This is a genomic window from Fluctibacter corallii, from assembly GCF_025751585.1.
Taxonomy (GTDB): Bacteria; Pseudomonadota; Gammaproteobacteria; order Enterobacterales; family Alteromonadaceae; genus Fluctibacter_A; species Fluctibacter_A corallii.
On sequence record NZ_JAOWKX010000003.1, the window covers coordinates 58,538 to 78,174 of the forward strand.

Sequence of the window (19,637 nt, forward strand, 5' to 3'; positions counted from 1 at the left end):
AAATGGCTTTAGGCGTGTGGTGTCAGCTTGCCCAAGCGACCAGCTCACAACAAGGATACATTTATGAAGGCCAAAGCAGGCAAACTCTTAACATTGGCAATTAGCTTTGCTGCTATTGCTCTTATCTTTCCGTCACAAGCAGAACAATTACGCGAGGTCGAAGCGAAAAGTCAGGTTGTGACTAAACACAAGTCTACCATCAATGGTGACAGAATTGAGTATTCAGCCACAGCTGGCACACAACCTGTATGGAACGAAGAAGGCGAGGCCATCGCTACCCTTTTTTACACTTACTACCAGCGCACAGATGTGAAAGAAGGACACAAACGCCCATTAGTGTTTTCTTTTAATGGAGGGCCTGGCTCGGCATCGGTGTGGATGCATATAGCTTACACGGGGCCAAAAATACTGAATATTGATGAAGAGGGATATCCGATCCAGCCTTATGGCGTGAAGTCTAATCCCTATTCGATCTTAGATGTGGCAGATATCGTCTACGTTAATCCCGTTAATACGGGCTATAGTCGAGTGCTGAAAGACAAAGATGGCAAGTTGCCAGATAAAGAACAGCAGAAATCATCATTTTTTGGGGTGAATGCAGATGTTAAGTATTTGGCAGAATGGATCAGTGATTTTGTCTCTCAAAACAATCGTTGGTTATCACCCAAATACCTGATTGGTGAGAGTTACGGTACAACGCGGGTATCGGGTTTGGCCAAAGCACTTCAAAGCCAGCAGTGGATGTATCTTAACGGTGTCATTTTAGTGTCGCCAACCGATATTGGCATTAAACGAGATGGCATTGTAAAAGCGGCCAACCGTCTTCCTTATTTTGCAGCTACCGCATGGCACCACAAAAAATTGCCTGAATCATTGCAAAGTAAAGATTTGGTTGACGTTTTGCCAGAAGTGGAAACCTTTACATTACGTGAGTATCTACCTGCGTTGGCGCGGGGCGGTTTTATTGCGCCTGAACGTAAACGAGAGATTGCAAAACGTGTTGCGTATTACTCTGGGTTAACGGAACAAGAAGTGCTTCAAAACAACCTTGAGATTAGCGATCCTTACTTTTGGAAGTCGTTATTGCGTGATGAAGGGAAAATTCTCGGTCGATTAGATAGTCGTTATTTGGGTATAGATAAAAAAGAAGTCGGTGACTCACCCGATTACTGGCCTGAGCTTTCATCGTGGATTCACGCTTTTACGCCCGCAATTAATTACTACCTGCGTGAAGAATTAAATTATAAAACGGATGTGAAATATAACATTTTTGGCTCTGTACATCCGTGGGACAGAAGTAAAAACAATACGGGTGAAAATTTACGAGAAGCCATGGCTGAAAATCCATTCTTACAGGTTCTTATTCAGGCTGGCTACTATGATGGTGGCACCAATTATTTTGATGCGAAGTATACGATGTGGCAGTTGGACCAAAGCGGTAAGATGCGTGATCGCGTGTCGTTTAAAGGCTACCGCAGTGGTCATATGATGTATTTGAGAAAACCAGACTTGAAAGCATCCAACGAGGATGTTCGAGCATTCATTCTGCGTACGTTACCTGCTGAAAATTCACCAGCCCGTTACCCTCGCTAAGCGCCACACAAGACAAACAACGCGGAGGGATTTGTTCGGCCGTGTTGTTTGTTCCTTGTTGCCAGTATTTATATGCATTAAACGCGGTAAAAGACGGCTCTTTGTTTGAAGAGTTGCACGCAATGACCTACGTTTAAAGCAGTCAAATTGCTTTGGAAACGCATTGTGTGAGAAGAGTCAGGCGTAAATATCGGCAATCTCCCTTTGACATGCACACGCCGCTTAATCGGCCAATTTTACTGGTAGAAGACAGCGCGATCGTCAGCGAGTATCTGTCAGCACATATTACTGAGCGTTGGCATGCAGATGTGCATATTGCCAAAACATATGAAGAAGCAAAAAAGCTGCTTCAAGCACACCGTCATCAATACCACTTAGCGATTTGTGATTTAACATTGCCCGATGCGCCATCGGGAGAAGTGGTGGACTTAACTGGAAAAGCCAACCTTAAAACCATTGTGATTACAGGCAGTCAGCCAGAACAATACGAAACCATTGTCAAAAGCGCGCATGTGATTGATTTTGTGATTAAGCAAGAAACGGATTCGCTCGATTACGTTGTAGATTTGGTTGGCAGAATTGCCAGAAATGCCGCGATAAATATTATGATCGTAGAAGACTCATCGCTAATGCGTTCGATTATTGTGTCTCATTTACAACGTCACTGCTATCAGGTGTATGAAGCGCAAGATGCATCAGAGTGTCTCGCCCTGCTTGAAAAAGACATCAATATCAAACTGATCATTACTGACTACACTATGCCCGATATGAATGGTGTCGATTTGACAGCGAAAATCCGAAAGACTTTACCCAAAACCAAGATGGCGATAGTGGGTATTTCTGCGCAATCCCAATCTGACCTTGGTGTGCAATTTATTAAGCGTGGTGCCAACGATTTTTTATCTAAACCCTTTTCTGGGGAAGAGCTATTATGCCGCGTCAATCAGAATATTGAGATGATGCACTACTTAGATACCATCTATCAATTAGCACACCAAGACTCATTAACGGGCTTATCCAATCGACGACACTTTTTCACTCATGGTGAAGCGATGGTAGAGGATGCGCATGTTAAGTCTTTGCCCATTGGCGTCGCCCTACTCGATATTGATCACTTCAAGCGCATTAACGACGATTTTGGCCATGAAGCAGGAGACAAAGTACTTGAAGTTTTTGCTCATTATTTTAAAGAACACTTTCGCGAACACCTAACCGCCAGAATGGGGGGCGAAGAGTTTACGGTGCTATTTGTTGAGCTAGACATAGACCAGATTAAAGATGCACTCGTGGCGTTTATGGAAATGTTCGCGGAACATGTGGTGGATTACAACGGACAAGTGCTACGTGTAACCATCAGTATTGGCCTATGCTTTGGTGAGAAGACCCATTTAGATGGCATGCTAAGGTTAGCTGATGATGCATTGTACTCCGCAAAACAAGCTGGCCGAAACCGATTGAAATTGGCATCAGAACTGTAATCTTTCTGAGATTATGCATGCATGGTTTCTCCCACTCTTCCCTCAGGTATTCATGATAATACGCGTTAATAGACTTAACTACGGAACATTACTTCACATTTGCGTAGAATTTAACCACTGTCGATTGAGTAGCGGAGTCAGTTATGTTTTTACGCACACACACACTTTTCGTTTTGCTGTCTGCATACTCAGTCGGCAGTACAGCATCAGACATTAATTGGGTCGACAACAGTGTTAAGTGGCTTAAAAGTTCACTGCCTGACTCAACGCAATTAGAGTTTCAAAAAAATCGTTTTAAGGGCATTGGTTGTTTGCATGAAGAATATGAACTGACCTTTACCCAGCCCCTTCATTCAGACTGGGATATTGAATTCTCAGTTTCACAGGCTAAAGGCGAGCTGAACTGGGGAATGTACTCTCAAAAAGTGCGCACAGAGCGATTTGGCGTAATGCCTACGTATTCATTAACCGACAGCGTTAAGCTCGGTATTGGATATATCTACCAATCAGCGCCAGATTTTCGTTCGATGCAAGGTGAAGACACGCAACTGGCTGCCAGTCGTCATTGGGTGATAAAAACCGAAATGCCAGGATTTCAGAATGACCATACAATGAATGTCAGTGTGGTATCGTCGTCATGGAATGCGCAAAATTCAGCGGGTAACTGGATGGAGCGTGGTGCGGTAGACACCAAGCTCATGTTGACCTACGAAGTAAAATTTTAAGCGAATACGACCGTTTTATTCTGATGAATAATCACGCGGTCTTCCAGATGGTATCTGACGCCATTTGCTAATGCAGTTTTTTCGCAATCTTTGCCTTTTCTCACCATGTCGGCGGCGCTGTCACTATGACTGATGCGAATAACCTGTTGCTCAATGATGGGGCCTTCGTCTAAATCTTGCGTGACATAATGGCATGTCGCGCCAATCAATTTAACGCCGCGTTCGTAAGCTTGTTGATAGGGCTTTGCACCCGCAAACGAGGGTAAAAAGCTGTGATGAATATTTATTGCTTTGCCAGCCAGTTCATCGCATAGCCAATCAGGCAAGATTTGCATAAAGCGGGCAAGCACGGTGAGATCTGCATCATAATGCGCAAGGAGCTCAGACACTTTCTTAAATGCAGCATTTTTGCCTAGTGCTTTGAAATCAACAAAATGAAAGGGAACTTGATACCATTCGGCAAATTTTTCCATGTGCGCATGATTTGCAATGATGCATGGGATCTCGCAATTAAGTTCGCCAGTGTGCCAGCGATGAAGCAAATCAATAAGGCAATGAGATTCGTGACTGGCCAATATCGCCATTTTGGGTTTTTCAGCCGACGCAGTAAGGTGCCAATTCATTGAAAATTGTTGTGCAATGGGCTCAAATGCGTCGATAAAACTGGCTTTTGTTAAAGCCAAAGAATCGGCATTGATCTCATGTCGCATGAAAAAGTGGCCGAGTTGGAGGTCGGTATGGTGACTTGCTTCGACAATCGTCGCATCGTGTTCAGCCAAGAATTGACTCACCGCTGCGACTAGCCCAACCTGATCTGGGCAGTCGATCACCAATTTAAACGTTTGTTGCATAAATTTCCCTGAAACTTGTCATTGAGTCGCGTGTTGGATGCAGTTAATTGAGTGTAGTTAAATCGCAAGGGCCTGCTATTACTCAGTTGCATCCACTAACGTGAGGGCGTGTTATTGTTATTTTTGTTGAGCCCTCGACAATATCGAATCTGAAGAATGTATGCAACGCTCTCTTTAAACAGATTGTCTAAACGAGCGGCCACGTTTTTAAAATTGGATAACGAACGCCTTTTTCTGTGGAGCAAGATTCAAAAAGGTGGATCGCATCAAATTGGCATGTAAAGTCTGGTGCAATAATGGGCGCGGGCGGCGCATGGGAAGCTTTTCTTTGTATAGTAACATGAGGGATGTAACGTCTATCTTCCACCCTGACAGACAGGCGTTTAGCGATATGGCTTAGTTTGGTCGCAATGTGGGTCAATTCGGAAGACGGTGAAGTTGACGTGAGAAATGTCACTCGTGGTTTCGACCAATAACCCATTTCATTGAGTAGGATCTCAGCCTTTGGTAGAGAAAGGTGATCCACTTCACTACAAATAGCATCCAATACGGGCATGCTCACATCGCCCAAAAACACCGATGTAATATGAAAATTACAAGCAGGAATCTGGCTACGTGTAACAGGCAGCGCTTTGTCACGCCATTGCTCGATGGCGAGTTTTGTCTGTGGTGAAAGATCTAATCCTAAAAAGCAACGCATAAAATGAAAACTCCCGTTAAAATAACCCGCATGTACAGCCTAACGTAGTTTGGATTGCTTTGTCTTTACCTGTTGAATCTATTGTTCCTGACCTTTTAAATGCTCTGCCTGAAGGGAATGTTATTCTTGCTGCACCGCCTGGAGCGGGAAAGTCTACTTATTTGCCGCTGGCTTTACTGAATAGTGATGTTGACTGCACAAAGAAAAAAATCATTATGCTGCAACCTCGTCGCGTGGCGGTAAGAAGCATCGCAGAGTACTTAGCCTCTCAGTTAGGTGAACCTGTTGGGCAAACCGTGGGTTACCGTATTCGTTCAGAACAACGGGTGAGTGATAGTACGCGACTAGAAATTGTAACAGAAGGGCTACTAACTCGGCTTATTCAACATGATCCTGAACTCACCGATATCGGGTTGATCATTTTTGATGAGTTTCATGAACGCAATGTGCATTCTGATTTTTCCTTAGCGCTGAGTATCGATGTTCAGCAAGGGTTGCGGGAAGACCTACGGCTGTTAGTTATGTCAGCTACCCTCGATATTCAGGGCGTGCAGCGTGTATTGCCTCAGGCTAAAGTGATTGAGTCACAAGGGCGAAGCTTTCCCATTGATTACCAATATAGACCTTATTCTCATCAACACTCATTGTCTACTCACGTCGTCAAGGTTATCAATGAAGCGATATCAGCTGATAACGGTAGTATCTTAGTCTTTTTACCTGGCGTAGGGGATATTGAGCAGGTTGCTGAGGGTGTATCTCAAACATTGCCTGCCAATATGTCGTTACATAAATTACATGGCAGCTTGAGCAAAGAGCAGCAGAAAGCGGCGATAATGCCTGCAAAAGCGGGTCATCGTAAAATTGTATTGGCTACCAACGTAGCAGAAACCTCACTCACTATCGAAGGTATCTCCGTTGTTATTGATAGTGGCTTAGAAAAGGTCGCGCAGTTTGACGTTAAACGCGGAATGACTCAGCTTCAAACGCAAATGATTTCACAAGCGTCTGCCACGCAACGAGCAGGGCGTGCCGGACGCACGCAAGCGGGCACATGTATACGTTTGTGGTCGCAAGAACAACAACAACGGTTGATTAAGCAAGCGATACCAGATATTCAGCGTGTGGATGCGGCTCCGTATCTATTAGAATCGCTGGCATGGGGAACCGAACTCGCTTCATTGCCCCTCATTGATATGCCTTCTCAGGCGAACTATCAGGGAGGTATGACGTTACTTGAACGTTTAGGTGCAATTAAAGGCGGAAAGTTAACAGAGCGAGGACAACACATAGCGCAATGGGGTTGTCACCCTCGTTTAGCCAACATGTTGTGTGATGCGAAGGAACGTGCACAAAACAATGACGCGGCCTATTTACAACATGCCGCGATGCTGGTGGCATTATTAGAGTCTAATCAGCCTCTTTTACGTCATGGAGCGTCAGTGACACAGCAGTTGCATGAAATGCAGCGAACACCGGGGCATCCTGTGTCAAAGCAGATGATGCGATGGTGTCGTCGCTTGAATATTTCGTATAACAAGCAAAGTCCCATTTTACCCGAAACCGTCAACTCACTGCTTGCTATCGCCTTTCCCGATTTTTTAGCGAAATCTCGTGGCAATGGCGGATTTTTATTGGCCAATGGCTCTGGTGCTTATCTAGATGAAGCGCATCCTTTGGCACATGTACCTTGGTTGTTAGTGGCTGACGTTATTGTCGGTAAACGGGCAGATGCACGAATTACATTGGCTGAAGCCATACCTCAGTCTGACGTCGACGTATTGTTTGTAAAGCATATATCGACAGATGTTGATTATCAGTGGAATAAACAAACTGAGAGCATACAGGCGAAATCCCGCACGCGAATCGGGGCGATCGAATTAAAAGCTGAAGCGTTACCGAATCCCAATGGTGATGAAATGCGCCGTGTATGGAATCAGTTGTTAGAAAAAGAAGGTTTGCCATTATTAGGTGAGCAACCACAGCTCACAACTCTGCTTAACACGACTCAATTGGCGACGCAGCTTATTGACGATACATTTACATCGCTTAACACCGACGTACTCATGGCAAGACGTGATGAATGGTTTGCGCCTTATCTCGACAATGTAAAAACGTTATCTCAATTACAACAACAAGATTGGTTTAACAGGGTAAAAGGGCTGTTAACTTGGGATGAACAGCACGCGTTGGCGGGCTGGTTTCCGTCTCATTTGCGCGTGCCAACGGGAAATAAACACAAGTTACAGTACCACGCAGACGGGCGCGTAACCCTGTCAGTGCGCATACAGGAAATGTATGGGTTGTCTGACACGCCGACCATTGCTAACGGGCGCATTCCTATTTCAATTGAACTCTTGTCTCCAGCTCAGCGCCCAATTCAGACAACGAAAGACCTCAAAGGATTTTGGAAAGGCAGTTATAAGGAGGTTCAAAAAGAAATGAAAGGACGCTATCCCAAACATTTCTGGCCAGATGACCCCGCTACGGCGGTCGCAACCACAAGAACAAAGAAGGCCATGTAAAACAAGCCGTTTAGCAATCACCTAATTGCAATCAATATTGAGCCGCACGGCGTGTGAATGACCTGATGTGTTAGATACTGTGCATTGCACTTTCGTATTTACTCCTGCGGCTCTTGTTTTTGAATCAAAAAACGTGTGATTGTGCTAGAAGTCTTCCCACTTTTCTGCCTTGCCAATCGCGACTATGATTTCACTGATTATGGCTGGCTGTTCTGCGCTGGTGAGCACCGCAATGCCATATCCTGCGCTATCGTGACCAAGCATCATTGACACATATCCATTGTTGTGGCCCGTGTGGCTGAAATACATGTCGTCAATCACCAGCCCCAATCCTGACATCGAATCTTCAAAAGGCGTCAGCATTTTTTTCGTGGTTTCTGGCGTGAGTATACCTTTCATGCCTTGTTTGGCAGATGTCTGTATACCCACTACTAAACGTGCGACATCAGCCGCATTTGACCACATTCCCGCAGCGGCAAGCTCTGGATAGTTAAAGTATCCTCCAGACTCAGGTAAGCGGCCTGAAGATCCTAGCGCAATTTGTTCTTTCAAATCGCTATCAAGAGGTTGCGCAAAGTGACTCGAATGCATTCCCAGTGGCTTTAATATTGAAGCCTCGACATAGTCCGTGAAGGATTGCTTACTGACATCTTCGATTAGCATCTCAAGAACGGTGTAGCCGCCACCAGAGTATTGATATTGCTGCTTTGGCGCAGAAGTAATATTCACTTTGGGAGAATTAGAGGGCGACTCTCCGTTGAGTATTTGCTCTGTAGTTGGCAGTGGAGTACCCACAGCGTACCCAGCGAAAGAAGGAACATTAATGCCTGCTGTGTGGTTAAGCACATCGGTAATGGCAACGTGGGTATTACCCGTGTTTGACGGTTCTAACTTCCAGCGCGTTAAGTATTTGTTTGGTGAATTTGTTAATTCAATTTGCCCCTCCTCTGCCAATTTTAGCACGGCTAAGGCGGTTATCGGTTTAGAAATAGACGCAACTTGAAACAGCGTAGACGGGTCTACATGACGATTTCTCGTATCTTTGTTGCCGGCTGCAAAAGTGCATGCGACAGAAAAGTCTTTTACCAGCGCTACGCTTAATCCGTTAATGCCTAAATCGTGCATTCTCTCTTTTATGGTCATATTGCCTTTAGGCGTACTTAACGTGAGGTGAGTAAGTGCGTCGCACGTTGGGTATGCGGCGAATCCAGAGAATGGCACTAATAAAACGAGTAAACATCCGATGATATGTTTGTACATACATAATCCCTATGAAATGAAGCTCAATTTGTTGGAGGGTAGTGTGCGTTAAAAATTTATGAAAGTCATGAACAAATATGAACGACCTGTGTCTTATTCACCCCGACTTACTATCGTGGTGGCAGTCGCGAGAACCGTGAGTGGGTGTAAAACAAATAACAAGCCGTACTTTCGTCTTTTCGTTTAATGTTTTAAAGTGCGGCTTCTTCAGGTAATTGAGGTAAATACAGTCTTATGGCGAATAAAGCGAAATCAGCGTCAAAAAATCCGTTCAAATGGCTTTGGCGAAACAAGTGGAAGCTTGGGCTTGCGCTGTTTACTTTGTTTGCAGTGTATTTATTGTATTTGAATATCATCATTCAAAATCGCTTTGAAGGAAATAAATGGCAAGTACCAGCGCAAATTTATGCGCGCCACTTAGTGCTTGAACCTAAACAGCAAATGACAGCGAAAGAGATTAAAGAAGAGCTGTCACTGCTAAATTATCGGAAAGTGAAAAAGGCCTCTAATACAGGCGAGTACCAACAAAATGGTAATAGCTTTATCATCATGCGCAGAGCATTTCATTTTCCTGATGGTTTCCAGCGAGAAGGCGGTTTTAACATTGTGCTCGAAAATAATCGGGTCAAATCCATTGTCTCATTAGCCACGAACACGCCAATTTCTGAGTTTCGCATGGAGCCTTGGCTGGTAACTCGCTTAATTAATAGCGGGCGAGAAGACCGAATGCTGGTGTCGTACGGTGAAGTGCCGCAAGCGCTTAAAGATGCTCTAGTCTTGGTGGAAGACCGCGATTTTTATCAGCATCATGGTGTTGCGCCACTTTCCATTGCCAGAGCATTAATGGCAAATATTGCTGCGGGTAAAGCGGTTCAGGGCGGTAGTACCTTAACTCAGCAGCTAGTGAAGAACTTGTTTCTAACGCGCGAAAAAACCATTACGCGTAAAATTAACGAAGCGCTAATGGCGCTCATTATCGATGCACGCTATACGAAAGAAGACATCCTTGAAGCGTATATCAATGAGGTTTTTCTCGGTCAAAATGGTGCTACGGGCGTACATGGATTTGGTTTAGCGGCACAATTTTATTTTGATCGTCCACTTAGAGAGTTGAATACAGCTGAAGTTGCCACGCTGGTGGGCATGGTAAAAGGGCCGTCGTTTTATAATCCTAGGCGGAATACAGCACGTGCTGAAGAACGACGTAATCTCGTGCTACGTATTTTGTTTGAAGCGAACAAACTCAGTCGCCAACAGTTTGAGCATTATGTGAATACGCCCTTAAAGGTGGTAAATGGTAAGACGCTTCTTTCTGGAAAACATCCGGCCTTCATGGATAGAGTGCGCCGCGAGTTAAGCGATATTCTTGATAATCCTGATATTCGTCAGTCAGGCGTAAAAGTATTTACAACGCTAGATACCACCGCACAACGTAAAGCCGAGAAGACGGTTAGCCAACAACTCTCACGACTAGAAAAAGCAAAAAAAGTCGAAGCGTTAGAGGCTGCTATGGTTGTTACCGATATTCGTAGTGGTGAAGTTCGTGCGATTGTCGGGAGTAAAGAGACTCAATACAGCGGTTTTAACCGGGCCTTAGATGCCAAGCGTTCTATTGGCTCGCTGATCAAGCCTGCCATTTATTTAACGGCGTTAGAGCAAGCCGCTTCTTACAACTTGGCAACGCCGTTGAGAGATCAGCCTATTCGCCTAAAAAGCAGCAAAGGCGCGGTTTGGGAACCAAAAAATAACGATAAGGCATTCCGTGGGCAAGTGCCACTTTATACCGCGCTTACACGCTCTCTTAACGTGCCAACGGTTTCATTAGGTATGGAGTTGGGGCTGTCTACTATTGTTGATAGCATGCGTCGGTTGGGTGTAACGTCTGACATTAAAAGCTACCCAGCGTTAACGCTGGGGGCGGTAGAGCTAGCACCAATTGAAGTCAATCAGATGTATCAGACGATTGCCAACAATGGCAAGCTAATGCCTATTCATACGGTACAAACGATTTTGTCAGCTGATAATGCCCCTATTTGGCAGTTCTCTTCACAAGGACGTCAGCGGTTTGATGAAGATGCAGCCTATCTTTTAAATTACGCGCTGCACAAAGTCACGCTGGAAGGTACGGCCAAATCTTTAAGTAAACGGTTTCCTAATGTGAATATGGCGGGCAAAACAGGTACAACAGACGACTATCGCGATAGCTGGTTCAGTGGCTTTGATAACAACCTCTTGATTACGACATGGATCGGTAAAGACAATAATACACCTACTGGACTAACGGGAACCTCTGGTGCGCTGGCGTTGTTTAGTGATTTTCAGTCTAAACAGTCTCCGAAATCATTAGTCAGACGCTTCCCTGAGGGCTTGGGGATCGCGCATTTTCGGGTAAAAGACGGCATGCAAACCACCGCTGGCTGCAAAGGCGCATTGAGTGTTCCTGCCATACTGGATGCACTGCCGCTTCAAACCGTACCGTGTGATTCAGCTCCTCCTGCGCAACAAAAACAAAAAGCAAAAAGTTGGTGGGAGCGAATATTTGGGTAGTAGAGCCTTGTAGGGTAAACGAATAAGCAGACAGTATAAAACAACATAGGATCGTATTATGGAAGGAATTTTAGAGGGGGTTGGCAGCGGAATAATGCGTTTTCTGCGATGGTTATTCATCGGAGTCGTGTTGGAGTATTTGCTATATTGGCTTGGGCGAATTGTACTGAAAATGGTGTCTTTCGGAAAATATCCAACGTCTTCTGATGAAGCTGATATGCCTTGCGTCCTAGCTGGTCTTGTAACTGTTATAGCAATTCTTGTGATGCTTGCAATTCACTTTAATTAAGTGGAATTAGACATCATTTGAGTTGATGTTTTTAATCTTCACCTCTGTAACTTTAATATCATCCAGTAATTGCTAATACGCTATCAGCGTTTTGGCTACGCAGTATATGTTACCTTCTACATATACTTATTTTATTGAACATTCTAGTGTCCGGAAAAGTTGCGCAAAACATGAAAGGTCTCGGTCGAAAATTGAGATATGGCAAGTTGAGCCTAGATTCTACTATGGAGCTAATAAAAATTGGTTTATCTGATAGTGAATTGGCTATTCGTTATGCTGACCTCAAGCCGTCAGACTGGGGATATATTTATGAGAAATATGTTTCACAATCACTGGCTGAAGACGGTTACACGGTTGCTGAGCATGGGTTAGAGAAGGGCTTCAATGATGGAGGTATTGATTTGATTGCTGAGAAGGGAGGTGAATCGATCTTTATTCAATGCAAATACGCTTATTCATCTAAATTTAGTCGCCAGAAGATTGAGTGGATATTGTACAAGGCATCAAGCTATCTTGCTAAAGTATACACTGGCGAGAAGCTAAATTTTTGGTTGGTAATTCCCTCATTAAACAAGGCGTTTTCTTCCCGAAAAAATAAGTCAGGCAAGAAAGTGTACCCAATGGCAGAATATTTCTTGTCACACAATTTTACGCAATCCAAAGTTCGGCTATGCATTAAAGAAATAGATATGCATCGCTGAGCAACGAGTGAAGGCGAATATCAAACTATGTAACCGAAATTTACGTTAATCGGAGGTTGTCACTCTAGAGAATATATCGCACTGGCCTCTGAATTTCAGTCATTCTCGAAACTGTGCCGGTGTTTACTCTTGTCGATTGTCGTCCGTCAAGTGCGAAAATGCCCCTAAATCAACTTCGATAAATAGTCTTAATCAAATGAAAACCAAATTTGGTTTTTACTGGACCATGTACTTCAAGCAGGTTTTTTTTAAATACAACATCGTCAAAGGCTTTGACCATATCACCGCGGTTAAACTCACCTAAATCCCCTCCGCGTTTACCCGAAGGGCAGATAGAGTGCTTTTTAGCTAACTGTTGAAAGTTAGCGCCTTTGGCCAATTTTTGCTTGAGGTTTTCTGCTTCTTCTTTTGTCTTTACCAGAATGTGGTATGCGCTGGCTCGTGGCATGAGTTTCTCTTTTGACTGTGATTTTGTAAAGTATAAATGAAGCGCCAGCCATACCAAAGCAATACAATTGTAATAAAGGCTTCGGAGTCAATGAAGCCAAAGACGCCGCCGCTACATACGAGAAGGAAACATGCTAAATGAAGCTCGTATGTTTATGTCCACTTCCCCTAAGACTTAATGAATTAATAATTATATGTGCTAATAAATGCATCAGCCGAGCTGTTTTTTCTTTGGAGGAGCGACTTCTTTTTGCTTCGGGTATGCTTCATATACATCTATATACTTTACCTTGTGATTCTACGCTGCTGAATAAAGACAGACTAAGTTAATAGGGGGGAATTATGTCCAATAAAGTATTTATAGCTACAAGCCTTGATGGTTACATTGCTGGAAAGAATCATGAAATCGATTGGCTCGACACTATTCCCAATCCAGATAAAATCGATATGGGTTATCAGGCTCATATGGAAAGTATCGATGCGTTAGTTATGGGGCGTAACACGATGGAGTTGGTGACTGGTATGGATATCGAATGGCCCTACAGCAAACCTGTTTTCGTTTTAAGTAAATCATTGAAGAACGTGCCAGAAAAATTAGAAGGAAAGGTATTTCTAGCGAAAGGGGATATAAAAAGTATCAATAACGAGCTAAAGGAAAAAGGATACAACAACTTATATATAGATGGAGGGTTGACTATTCAGAGCTTTTTAAAAGAAGACTTGGTTGACGAGCTGATAATTACAACAATACCAATATTACTTGGTAGTGGAATCCGATTATTCGGTGAATTAGATCGCGCGTTAGAATTTAGATGCACAAAATCCGAAAGATACTCAAATGGTATTTGTCAAAATCACTTTGAGCGTTACTCTGGTTAAAAATTGGAGAAGTGGACACTATGCTAATGTTAAGGACCTTTTTTGGCACAAACCAGTTTCACAAACATGCAATCAAGAATTTCCGTTTATTGTCTAGCGTTGCCCGTCGGACGGAGCCTTCTTTACGCGTTGATTGATAAATTTATCCACATCAGGGGGATCGGTGCACCTTAGTGTTCCCCCTACAAACGATGAGAGTGACGCTAAGGTTTTGTTAACGCCAGATTCGCAATTGACCCGTGTTTGTACTCTTTTTCGGAGTTTTTCGTCTTCAGTTGTAAAGGTATCATACTCCTGCTTTGGTAATGTCGGTGAGTCCTTGCTTACCTGAAAGTCTTTTGATGCCTGAGTTGCATCGTGTTGATATTGTTGTCGGAAATACTGTTCTAGATGCTGCCTGGCAAGGTTGCGAGAGGACGAATGGTCACCTGTCTGTTTCGTTGACGGTGTTATGGCTTGTTGCGTGCTAGGAATCGGGTTTTCTGACGGGGTTGTCTGCAATTCTGCAGCGGTTTCTTCACTTGGCTTTTCGCTAGGTTGCTCCTCTACTTTTGGCGTTTCGGGTTCGGATTGCTCAGCTTGCACGGAAAGCGCTGCGTTATTTTCTATTTCTGCTACGGGCGGTTCTTTCTTTTCTGCTTCAACAGACGTTGAGGCTTCAGGTATTTGCCACTGCGTTAAATCAATATTCACTAATGTTGCTTTGAGCGGCTCAGTCTTTGGCAGTGGTGCTAATGTAGGCTTACTGTCATGGTGCAGCGATACTAGCCAGACAATCAACACATGAATACCAATGGACACAACTACAAAGCGCCATACTGATTGGGGTGTTTTGGTGTGATTGTTGAAAGAATGACGAGCGTCCAATCTCAAAAAGCTCCTTAGTTTTCCTCCGAGTAAGAACATCAAGCTTAGCTAAAGTTCAATGCACCTAGTTGGTGCATTGTGTGTGCATAGCACCAATCTGGTGCGACCAAATTGTGCATATTAATGGGTGTGGTGAATAAATAACTGAAAATTAAAGATAAATATTTATGGCATGGCTTTTGTTATGTCGATATATCAGCGCAAATAATGATAAGAGATTGGGAGCAATGCGATGAAATTAGTAACGGCAATCATCAAGCCTTTCAAGCTCGATGACGTGAGAGAAGCCATTTCAGATATTGGAATCGATGGCCTTACGGTTACCGAGGTAAAAGGATTTGGTAGACAAAAGGGGCACACCGAATTGTATCGGGGAGCTGAATATCAGGTTGACTTTTTACCTAAGGTAAAGCTTGAAATAGCGGTTCAGGAAGATCAAGTTGATCGGCTTGTTGAAGCCATCGTTGGCGCTGCAAAAACAGGCAAAATTGGTGACGGCAAAGTCTTTGTTTATGACCTAGAGCACGCAGTTCGTATTCGTACGGGTGAAACTGACAGTGAAGCAATTTAGAAGATGTACGGGAGAGTAGGATAATGGAAACAACGTTTCAGCTAAGTTATGCCCTAGATACGTTTTACTTTTTGATGTGCGGAGCGCTAGTCATGTGGATGGCTGCGGGTTTCGCTATGTTGGAAGCCGGTCTAGTAAGAGCAAAAAATACTACCGAAATTTTAACCAAGAACGTCGCTTTATACGCAATTTCATGCACCATGTACATGATCTGTGGGTACGGCATCATGTATGGTGGTGAAGATTTTAGTTTCTTCTTAAAAGATATCGTGGGAGATGGTGCGACTGGGCAAGATGAACCCGCAAGTTATGCTCCCTCTGCTGACTTTTTCTTCCAGGTTGTATTCGTAGCTACTGCGATGTCGATTGTTTCAGGTGCAGTGGCTGAGCGCATGAAGCTGTGGGCATTTCTGAGTTTTGCTGTGATTATGACAGCCTTTATCTACCCTATGGAAGGCGCATGGACATGGGGCGGACAACCCGTGTTTGGCATGTACACCTTGGGTGAATTAGGCTTCTCAGACTTCGCAGGTTCAGGCATTGTGCATATGGCAGGTGCAGCGGCAGCGCTTGCAGGTGTATTAGTACTTGGCCCGCGCAAGGGAAAGTACAGTGCAGACGGACGCATTAACGCGATTCCAGGCTCTAACTTACCCTTGGCGACACTAGGCACTTTCATTTTATGGATGGGCTGGTTTGGATTTAACGGCGGCTCGGTATTGGCAACCGCGTCTGTCGAAAGTGCAAACAGTGTGGCCGTGGTATTTATGAATACTAATGCGGCAGCAGCAGGCGGATTAATCGCTGCGTTATTGCTCGCTAGAGTGATGTTCGGCAAAGCTGATTTGACGATGGCGTTGAATGGCGCGCTTGCTGGTCTGGTTGCGATTACCGCTGAGCCTTCGACACCAACGCCTGCGATTGCAACATTATTCGGAGCGATTGGCGGTATTCTGGTTGTGTTTAGCATTGTCACCTTTGATAAGCTGAAAATTGATGATCCGGTTGGCGCAATCTCTGTTCACGGTGTGGTTGGATTGCTCGGTTTATTGCTTGTGCCAATCACTAATCCACTGACAGAAGATGGTGGTGCATCGTTCGTCGGACAGCTAATTGGTGCAGCCACCATTTTTGTTTGGGTATTCGTGACTAGCATCATTGTTTGGCTAGCATTGAAAACCATTATGGGTATTCGCGTAAGTGAAGAGGAAGAGTTTGAAGGCGTTGATATGAGTGAGTGCGGCCTTGAAGCTTACCCAGACTTCACTGGTGGACGCCAGTAATAACGACAGAGCAAAGGGAAAGACGTACCACTAACAAAAGAATAAAGGTATGTTGATGGAGCCCCAGCATTGCTGGGGTTTCTTTTATGGTTCGTCTTGCTTTACGTGAGCAAGAGTGGTTTTTTCGAACGTAAGCCAGAGTGACAAGCTTAGCTTTATTGGAGCTTCGACGGTAACCAAAGATCCACTTTCTTATTTTACTTCAATGAATTATATAGTCGGGTTATGCTTGTCATCTCACTCGCTTAATCGGTTCAATGACAATGAAAATCTACAGACTTTGTTTCCTGTTCTTATGTGCAATTCACACTTCTGCAGTACATAGCTATGACCGCATTACGGGCGAGATGTTTGCTAGCCGTTCTGAGGTGATAGCAGCAAATGGCATGGCTGCTACTAGCCAACCATTGGCGACTCAGGTAGCGCTCGATATTTTAAAGCAAGGCGGAAATGCAATAGATGCTGCCATTGCAGCGAATGCCATGCTAGGGCTCGTTGAACCCACGGGAAATGGTATTGGTGGTGATCTGTTTGCCATGGTCTGGGATGCTGAAACACAAAAGCTCTATGGTCTCAATGCGTCAGGTCGTTCTCCTAAATCACTCACGATAGATTACTTCAAAGAAAATGGATTATCGCGAATACCCGCATACGGCCCATTGCCGGTTTCTGTACCGGGCGCTGTAGATGGCTGGTTCGAACTTCATAAGAAGTTTGGTAGCTTACCTATGTCGGCTTTACTTGCGCCCGCCATTCAGTATGCAAAGGAAGGGTTTCCGGTGAGTGAACTTATCGCCTACTATATGCAGCGCAGTGTGCCCAAGTTGAGTCAATATAAAGGTTTCAAAGAAACCTTTATGCCAAATGGTAGAGCGCCTGAAAAAGGCCAAATATTCAAAAATCCAGATTTAGCCGCTACCTACGAAAAGATTGCCACGGGCGGGCGAGATGCATTTTATAAAGGCGATATAGCACGCACTATCGCTGCGTATATGAAAGAGCAAGGCGGCTTTTTAACCTACGAAGACTTAGCCTCACACACATCGGATTGGGTTGACCCAGTTTCAGCCAATTATCGAGGTTATGATGTTTGGGAGCTTCCGCCAAACGGCCAGGGTATTGCTGCACTACAAATTCTGAATATTCTTGAACAGTTTGATATAGAAGGCATGGGGTTTGGTTCACCTGAATATGTCCACACCTTTGTTGAGGCCAAAAAGCTGGCGTTCGAAGACAGAGCCAAATATTACGCTGATCCCGAATTTAATAAGATTCCAGTCGATTGGCTAATTTCTAAAGAGTACGCCAAGTCGCGCCGTGCACTGATTGAGCCGAATAAAGCGCTAAAAAGAATTGATGCTGGTATTCATCACGGCGATACGATTTACCTGACGGTGGCTGACAAAGCGGGCAACATGGTGTCACTGATTCAATCAAATTTTCGAGGTATGGGCTCAGGCATGACGCCAGATGGTCTCGGTTTTATCCTGCAAGACAGAGGTGAATTGTTTTCTCTTGAAGAAGGGCATGCGAATCAATATGCGCCAAACAAACGTCCATTTCACACTATTATTCCCGCTTTTGTTACCCGTAATGGAAAGCCTTGGCTGAGCTTTGGCGTGATGGGCGGTGGTGCACAGCCACAAATGCATGCACAGATCATTGTGAATTTGATCGACTTTGGAATGAATCTTCAGGAAGCTGGCGATGCACCGCGTATTCTTCATTCAGGCTCGAGCCAACCAACCGGCGAGCATATGGAGGACGGTGGCTTTGTGAGCTTAGAGAGTGGGTACTCTAAACAGGTTCGCCGAGCATTATTAGAAAAGGGGCACACCATTAAAGATGTGTCTGGTTGGTTTGGTGGTTATCAGGCGATTATGCGAGATACCAAAACAGGTGTATATTACGGCGCATCCGAATCCAGAAAAGATGGTCAGGCTGCGGGTTATTAATGCAGCGTGAAATACAGAGATAGACGTATGGCTCAGCCGCAAAAAGGCATATGCGCAGAACCCAATTTGCACGCTCAATATTTGATGTTCAATGTCGTTGATGATGACGATCAAGCTATTCGCGCAAAACTAGCGCGTATCCTTGATATCTTTGAGTATTACGATAACGAGCACTATGAGGCTATGGTGACCGGGGTTGTCGCAGTAGGTAATAATTATTGGATGGAATTGTACCCTGGGCTGTTACCGATTGAGTTGGCCCCGTTTCCTGATATGCAATGTGATGATCGCTGCGCGCCTGTTGTTGCTTGTGATTTATTTATTCAAATTCGCGCTGATCGTGCTGATATTTGTCATGCTATTGGTATAGAGGTTTATGAGCTTTTACGTCTACATGTTGAATTAGTAGAAGAAGTTCGAGGATTCCGATATCTGGATGGCAGAGATTTAACGGGTTTTATTTATGCGCCAGATAATCCAAGAGGGATGAAAAAACTGGATGCGGCCATCGTTGGTGACAATGATCCTGATTTTTCGGGTGGCAGTTATTTACATGTGCAGCGTTTTCGCTATGACATCGCTAGCTGGAATCGATTATCGCAACAACAGCAAGAGATGATCATGGGGCGAAATAAAGAAACGGGTATGCCGTTAGCGTCGGAATTACTTTTGCCTTCTGCACATCTTGCGCGCACGCAGCTAAAAAATGAGCGTGGAGATCTTATTCCCTTACTTAAACAAAGTATGCCTTATGGTGATATGGCGACACAGGGCTTATATTTTGTTTCCTGCTGTTCGAGCCCTAAGCCGTTTAAAAATATGCTATACAGTATGATTTATGGTGATGAATCGGGTCAATATGATGCCTTCCTAGATTATGCAACAGTTGAAACGGGTGCGGCATTTTTCGCTCCATCTGTTACTTTTATAAAACAACAAGCATTAATAGATTAAGAAAAATATGATTTG

The 19,637-nt window shown here is 44.3% G+C and carries 17 protein-coding genes; 12 read left to right on the top strand and 5 right to left on the bottom strand.

Annotation, left to right across the window (positions count from 1 at the left end; all coding sequences use genetic code 11):
- Positions 1–63: 63 nt before the first annotated feature.
- The 3 genes from OE749_RS06505 (at position 64) to OE749_RS06515 (ending at position 3,796) form a co-directional block, all read left to right on the top strand.
- A complete protein-coding gene (locus tag OE749_RS06505; protein ID WP_263711574.1) occupies positions 64–1,593 on the top strand; it encodes a S10 family peptidase in 1,530 nt (509 codons plus the stop codon).
- A gap of 167 nt (positions 1,594–1,760) precedes the next feature.
- Entirely contained in the window at positions 1,761–3,071 is a 1,311-nt protein-coding gene (locus OE749_RS06510) for a GGDEF domain-containing response regulator (RefSeq protein WP_263711575.1), read from the top strand.
- A 143-nt stretch (positions 3,072–3,214) separates the two neighbouring features.
- Positions 3,215–3,796 carry a hypothetical protein gene (locus OE749_RS06515; protein WP_263711576.1) on the top strand — a complete coding sequence of 194 codons (582 nt, stop codon included), beginning with the start codon at positions 3,215–3,217 and terminating at the stop codon, positions 3,794–3,796.
- Here OE749_RS06515 and purU read toward each other — a convergent pair.
- Both purU and thpR read right to left on the bottom strand, forming a co-directional pair.
- A complete protein-coding gene (purU, locus tag OE749_RS06520; RefSeq protein ID WP_263711577.1) occupies positions 3,793–4,647 on the bottom strand; it encodes a formyltetrahydrofolate deformylase in 855 nt (284 codons plus the stop codon). The genes OE749_RS06515 and purU overlap by 4 nt on opposite strands.
- 187 nt (positions 4,648–4,834) lie before the next feature.
- Complete coding sequence (thpR, locus tag OE749_RS06525) at positions 4,835–5,347, bottom strand: RNA 2',3'-cyclic phosphodiesterase (RefSeq protein ID WP_263711579.1); 513 nt, start codon at positions 5,345–5,347, stop codon at positions 4,835–4,837.
- 59 nt (positions 5,348–5,406) lie between these two features.
- Here thpR and hrpB point away from each other — a divergent pair, with 59 nt between their 5' ends.
- Positions 5,407–7,869 carry an ATP-dependent helicase HrpB gene (hrpB, locus tag OE749_RS06530; protein WP_263711580.1) on the top strand — a complete coding sequence of 821 codons (2,463 nt, stop codon included), beginning with the start codon at positions 5,407–5,409 and terminating at the stop codon, positions 7,867–7,869.
- A 144-nt stretch (positions 7,870–8,013) separates the two neighbouring features.
- Here the strand turns inward: hrpB and OE749_RS06535 are convergent, their stop codons facing one another.
- Complete coding sequence (locus OE749_RS06535) at positions 8,014–9,129, bottom strand: serine hydrolase domain-containing protein (RefSeq protein ID WP_263711581.1); 1,116 nt, start codon at positions 9,127–9,129, stop codon at positions 8,014–8,016.
- 234 nt (positions 9,130–9,363) lie between these two features.
- On the opposite strand from OE749_RS06535, the gene mrcB reads away from it, so the two are divergent.
- The 3 genes from mrcB to OE749_RS06550 all read left to right on the top strand — a co-directional run bounded on the left by mrcB (position 9,364) and on the right by OE749_RS06550 (position 12,666).
- Positions 9,364–11,676: a penicillin-binding protein 1B gene (gene mrcB / locus OE749_RS06540; RefSeq protein ID WP_263711582.1), complete on the top strand. Its 2,313-nt coding sequence runs from the start codon at positions 9,364–9,366 to the stop codon at positions 11,674–11,676.
- 58 nt (positions 11,677–11,734) lie between these two features.
- Complete coding sequence (locus tag OE749_RS06545; RefSeq protein WP_263711583.1) at positions 11,735–11,965, top strand: hypothetical protein; 231 nt, start codon at positions 11,735–11,737, stop codon at positions 11,963–11,965.
- Between the two features lie 224 nt (positions 11,966–12,189).
- Positions 12,190–12,666: a restriction endonuclease gene (locus OE749_RS06550; protein WP_263711585.1), complete on the top strand. Its 477-nt coding sequence runs from the start codon at positions 12,190–12,192 to the stop codon at positions 12,664–12,666.
- A 169-nt stretch (positions 12,667–12,835) separates the two neighbouring features.
- Here OE749_RS06550 and OE749_RS06555 read toward each other — a convergent pair whose 3' ends face one another.
- The gene (locus OE749_RS06555; protein WP_263711586.1) at positions 12,836–13,114 is read right to left on the bottom strand and encodes a peptidylprolyl isomerase; all 279 of its coding nucleotides are present in this window, start codon (positions 13,112–13,114) and stop codon (positions 12,836–12,838) included.
- A gap of 341 nt (positions 13,115–13,455) precedes the next feature.
- On the opposite strand from OE749_RS06555, the gene OE749_RS06560 reads away from it, so the two are divergent.
- A complete protein-coding gene (locus OE749_RS06560) occupies positions 13,456–13,992 on the top strand; it encodes a dihydrofolate reductase family protein (protein WP_263711587.1) in 537 nt (178 codons plus the stop codon).
- 93 nt (positions 13,993–14,085) lie between these two features.
- Here the strand turns inward: OE749_RS06560 and OE749_RS06565 are convergent, their stop codons facing one another.
- Entirely contained in the window at positions 14,086–14,865 is a 780-nt protein-coding gene (locus OE749_RS06565; protein ID WP_263711588.1) for a hypothetical protein, read from the bottom strand.
- Positions 14,866–15,091: 226 nt separating this feature from the next.
- On the opposite strand from OE749_RS06565, the gene glnK reads away from it, so the two are divergent.
- From glnK to OE749_RS06585, 4 genes are all read left to right on the top strand, one after another.
- Positions 15,092–15,430, top strand: a complete 339-nt coding sequence (gene glnK / locus OE749_RS06570; protein ID WP_263711589.1) for a P-II family nitrogen regulator — start codon at positions 15,092–15,094, stop codon at positions 15,428–15,430.
- A gap of 23 nt (positions 15,431–15,453) precedes the next feature.
- Entirely contained in the window at positions 15,454–16,713 is a 1,260-nt protein-coding gene (locus tag OE749_RS06575; RefSeq protein ID WP_263711590.1) for an ammonium transporter, read from the top strand.
- Positions 16,714–16,970: 257 nt separating this feature from the next.
- Entirely contained in the window at positions 16,971–18,668 is a 1,698-nt protein-coding gene (ggt, locus tag OE749_RS06580) for a gamma-glutamyltransferase (protein ID WP_404828139.1), read from the top strand.
- Between the two features lie 27 nt (positions 18,669–18,695).
- Positions 18,696–19,622, top strand: a complete 927-nt coding sequence (locus tag OE749_RS06585; protein ID WP_263711593.1) for a Dyp-type peroxidase — start codon at positions 18,696–18,698, stop codon at positions 19,620–19,622.
- The last annotated feature ends 15 nt before the right edge of the window (positions 19,623–19,637 follow it).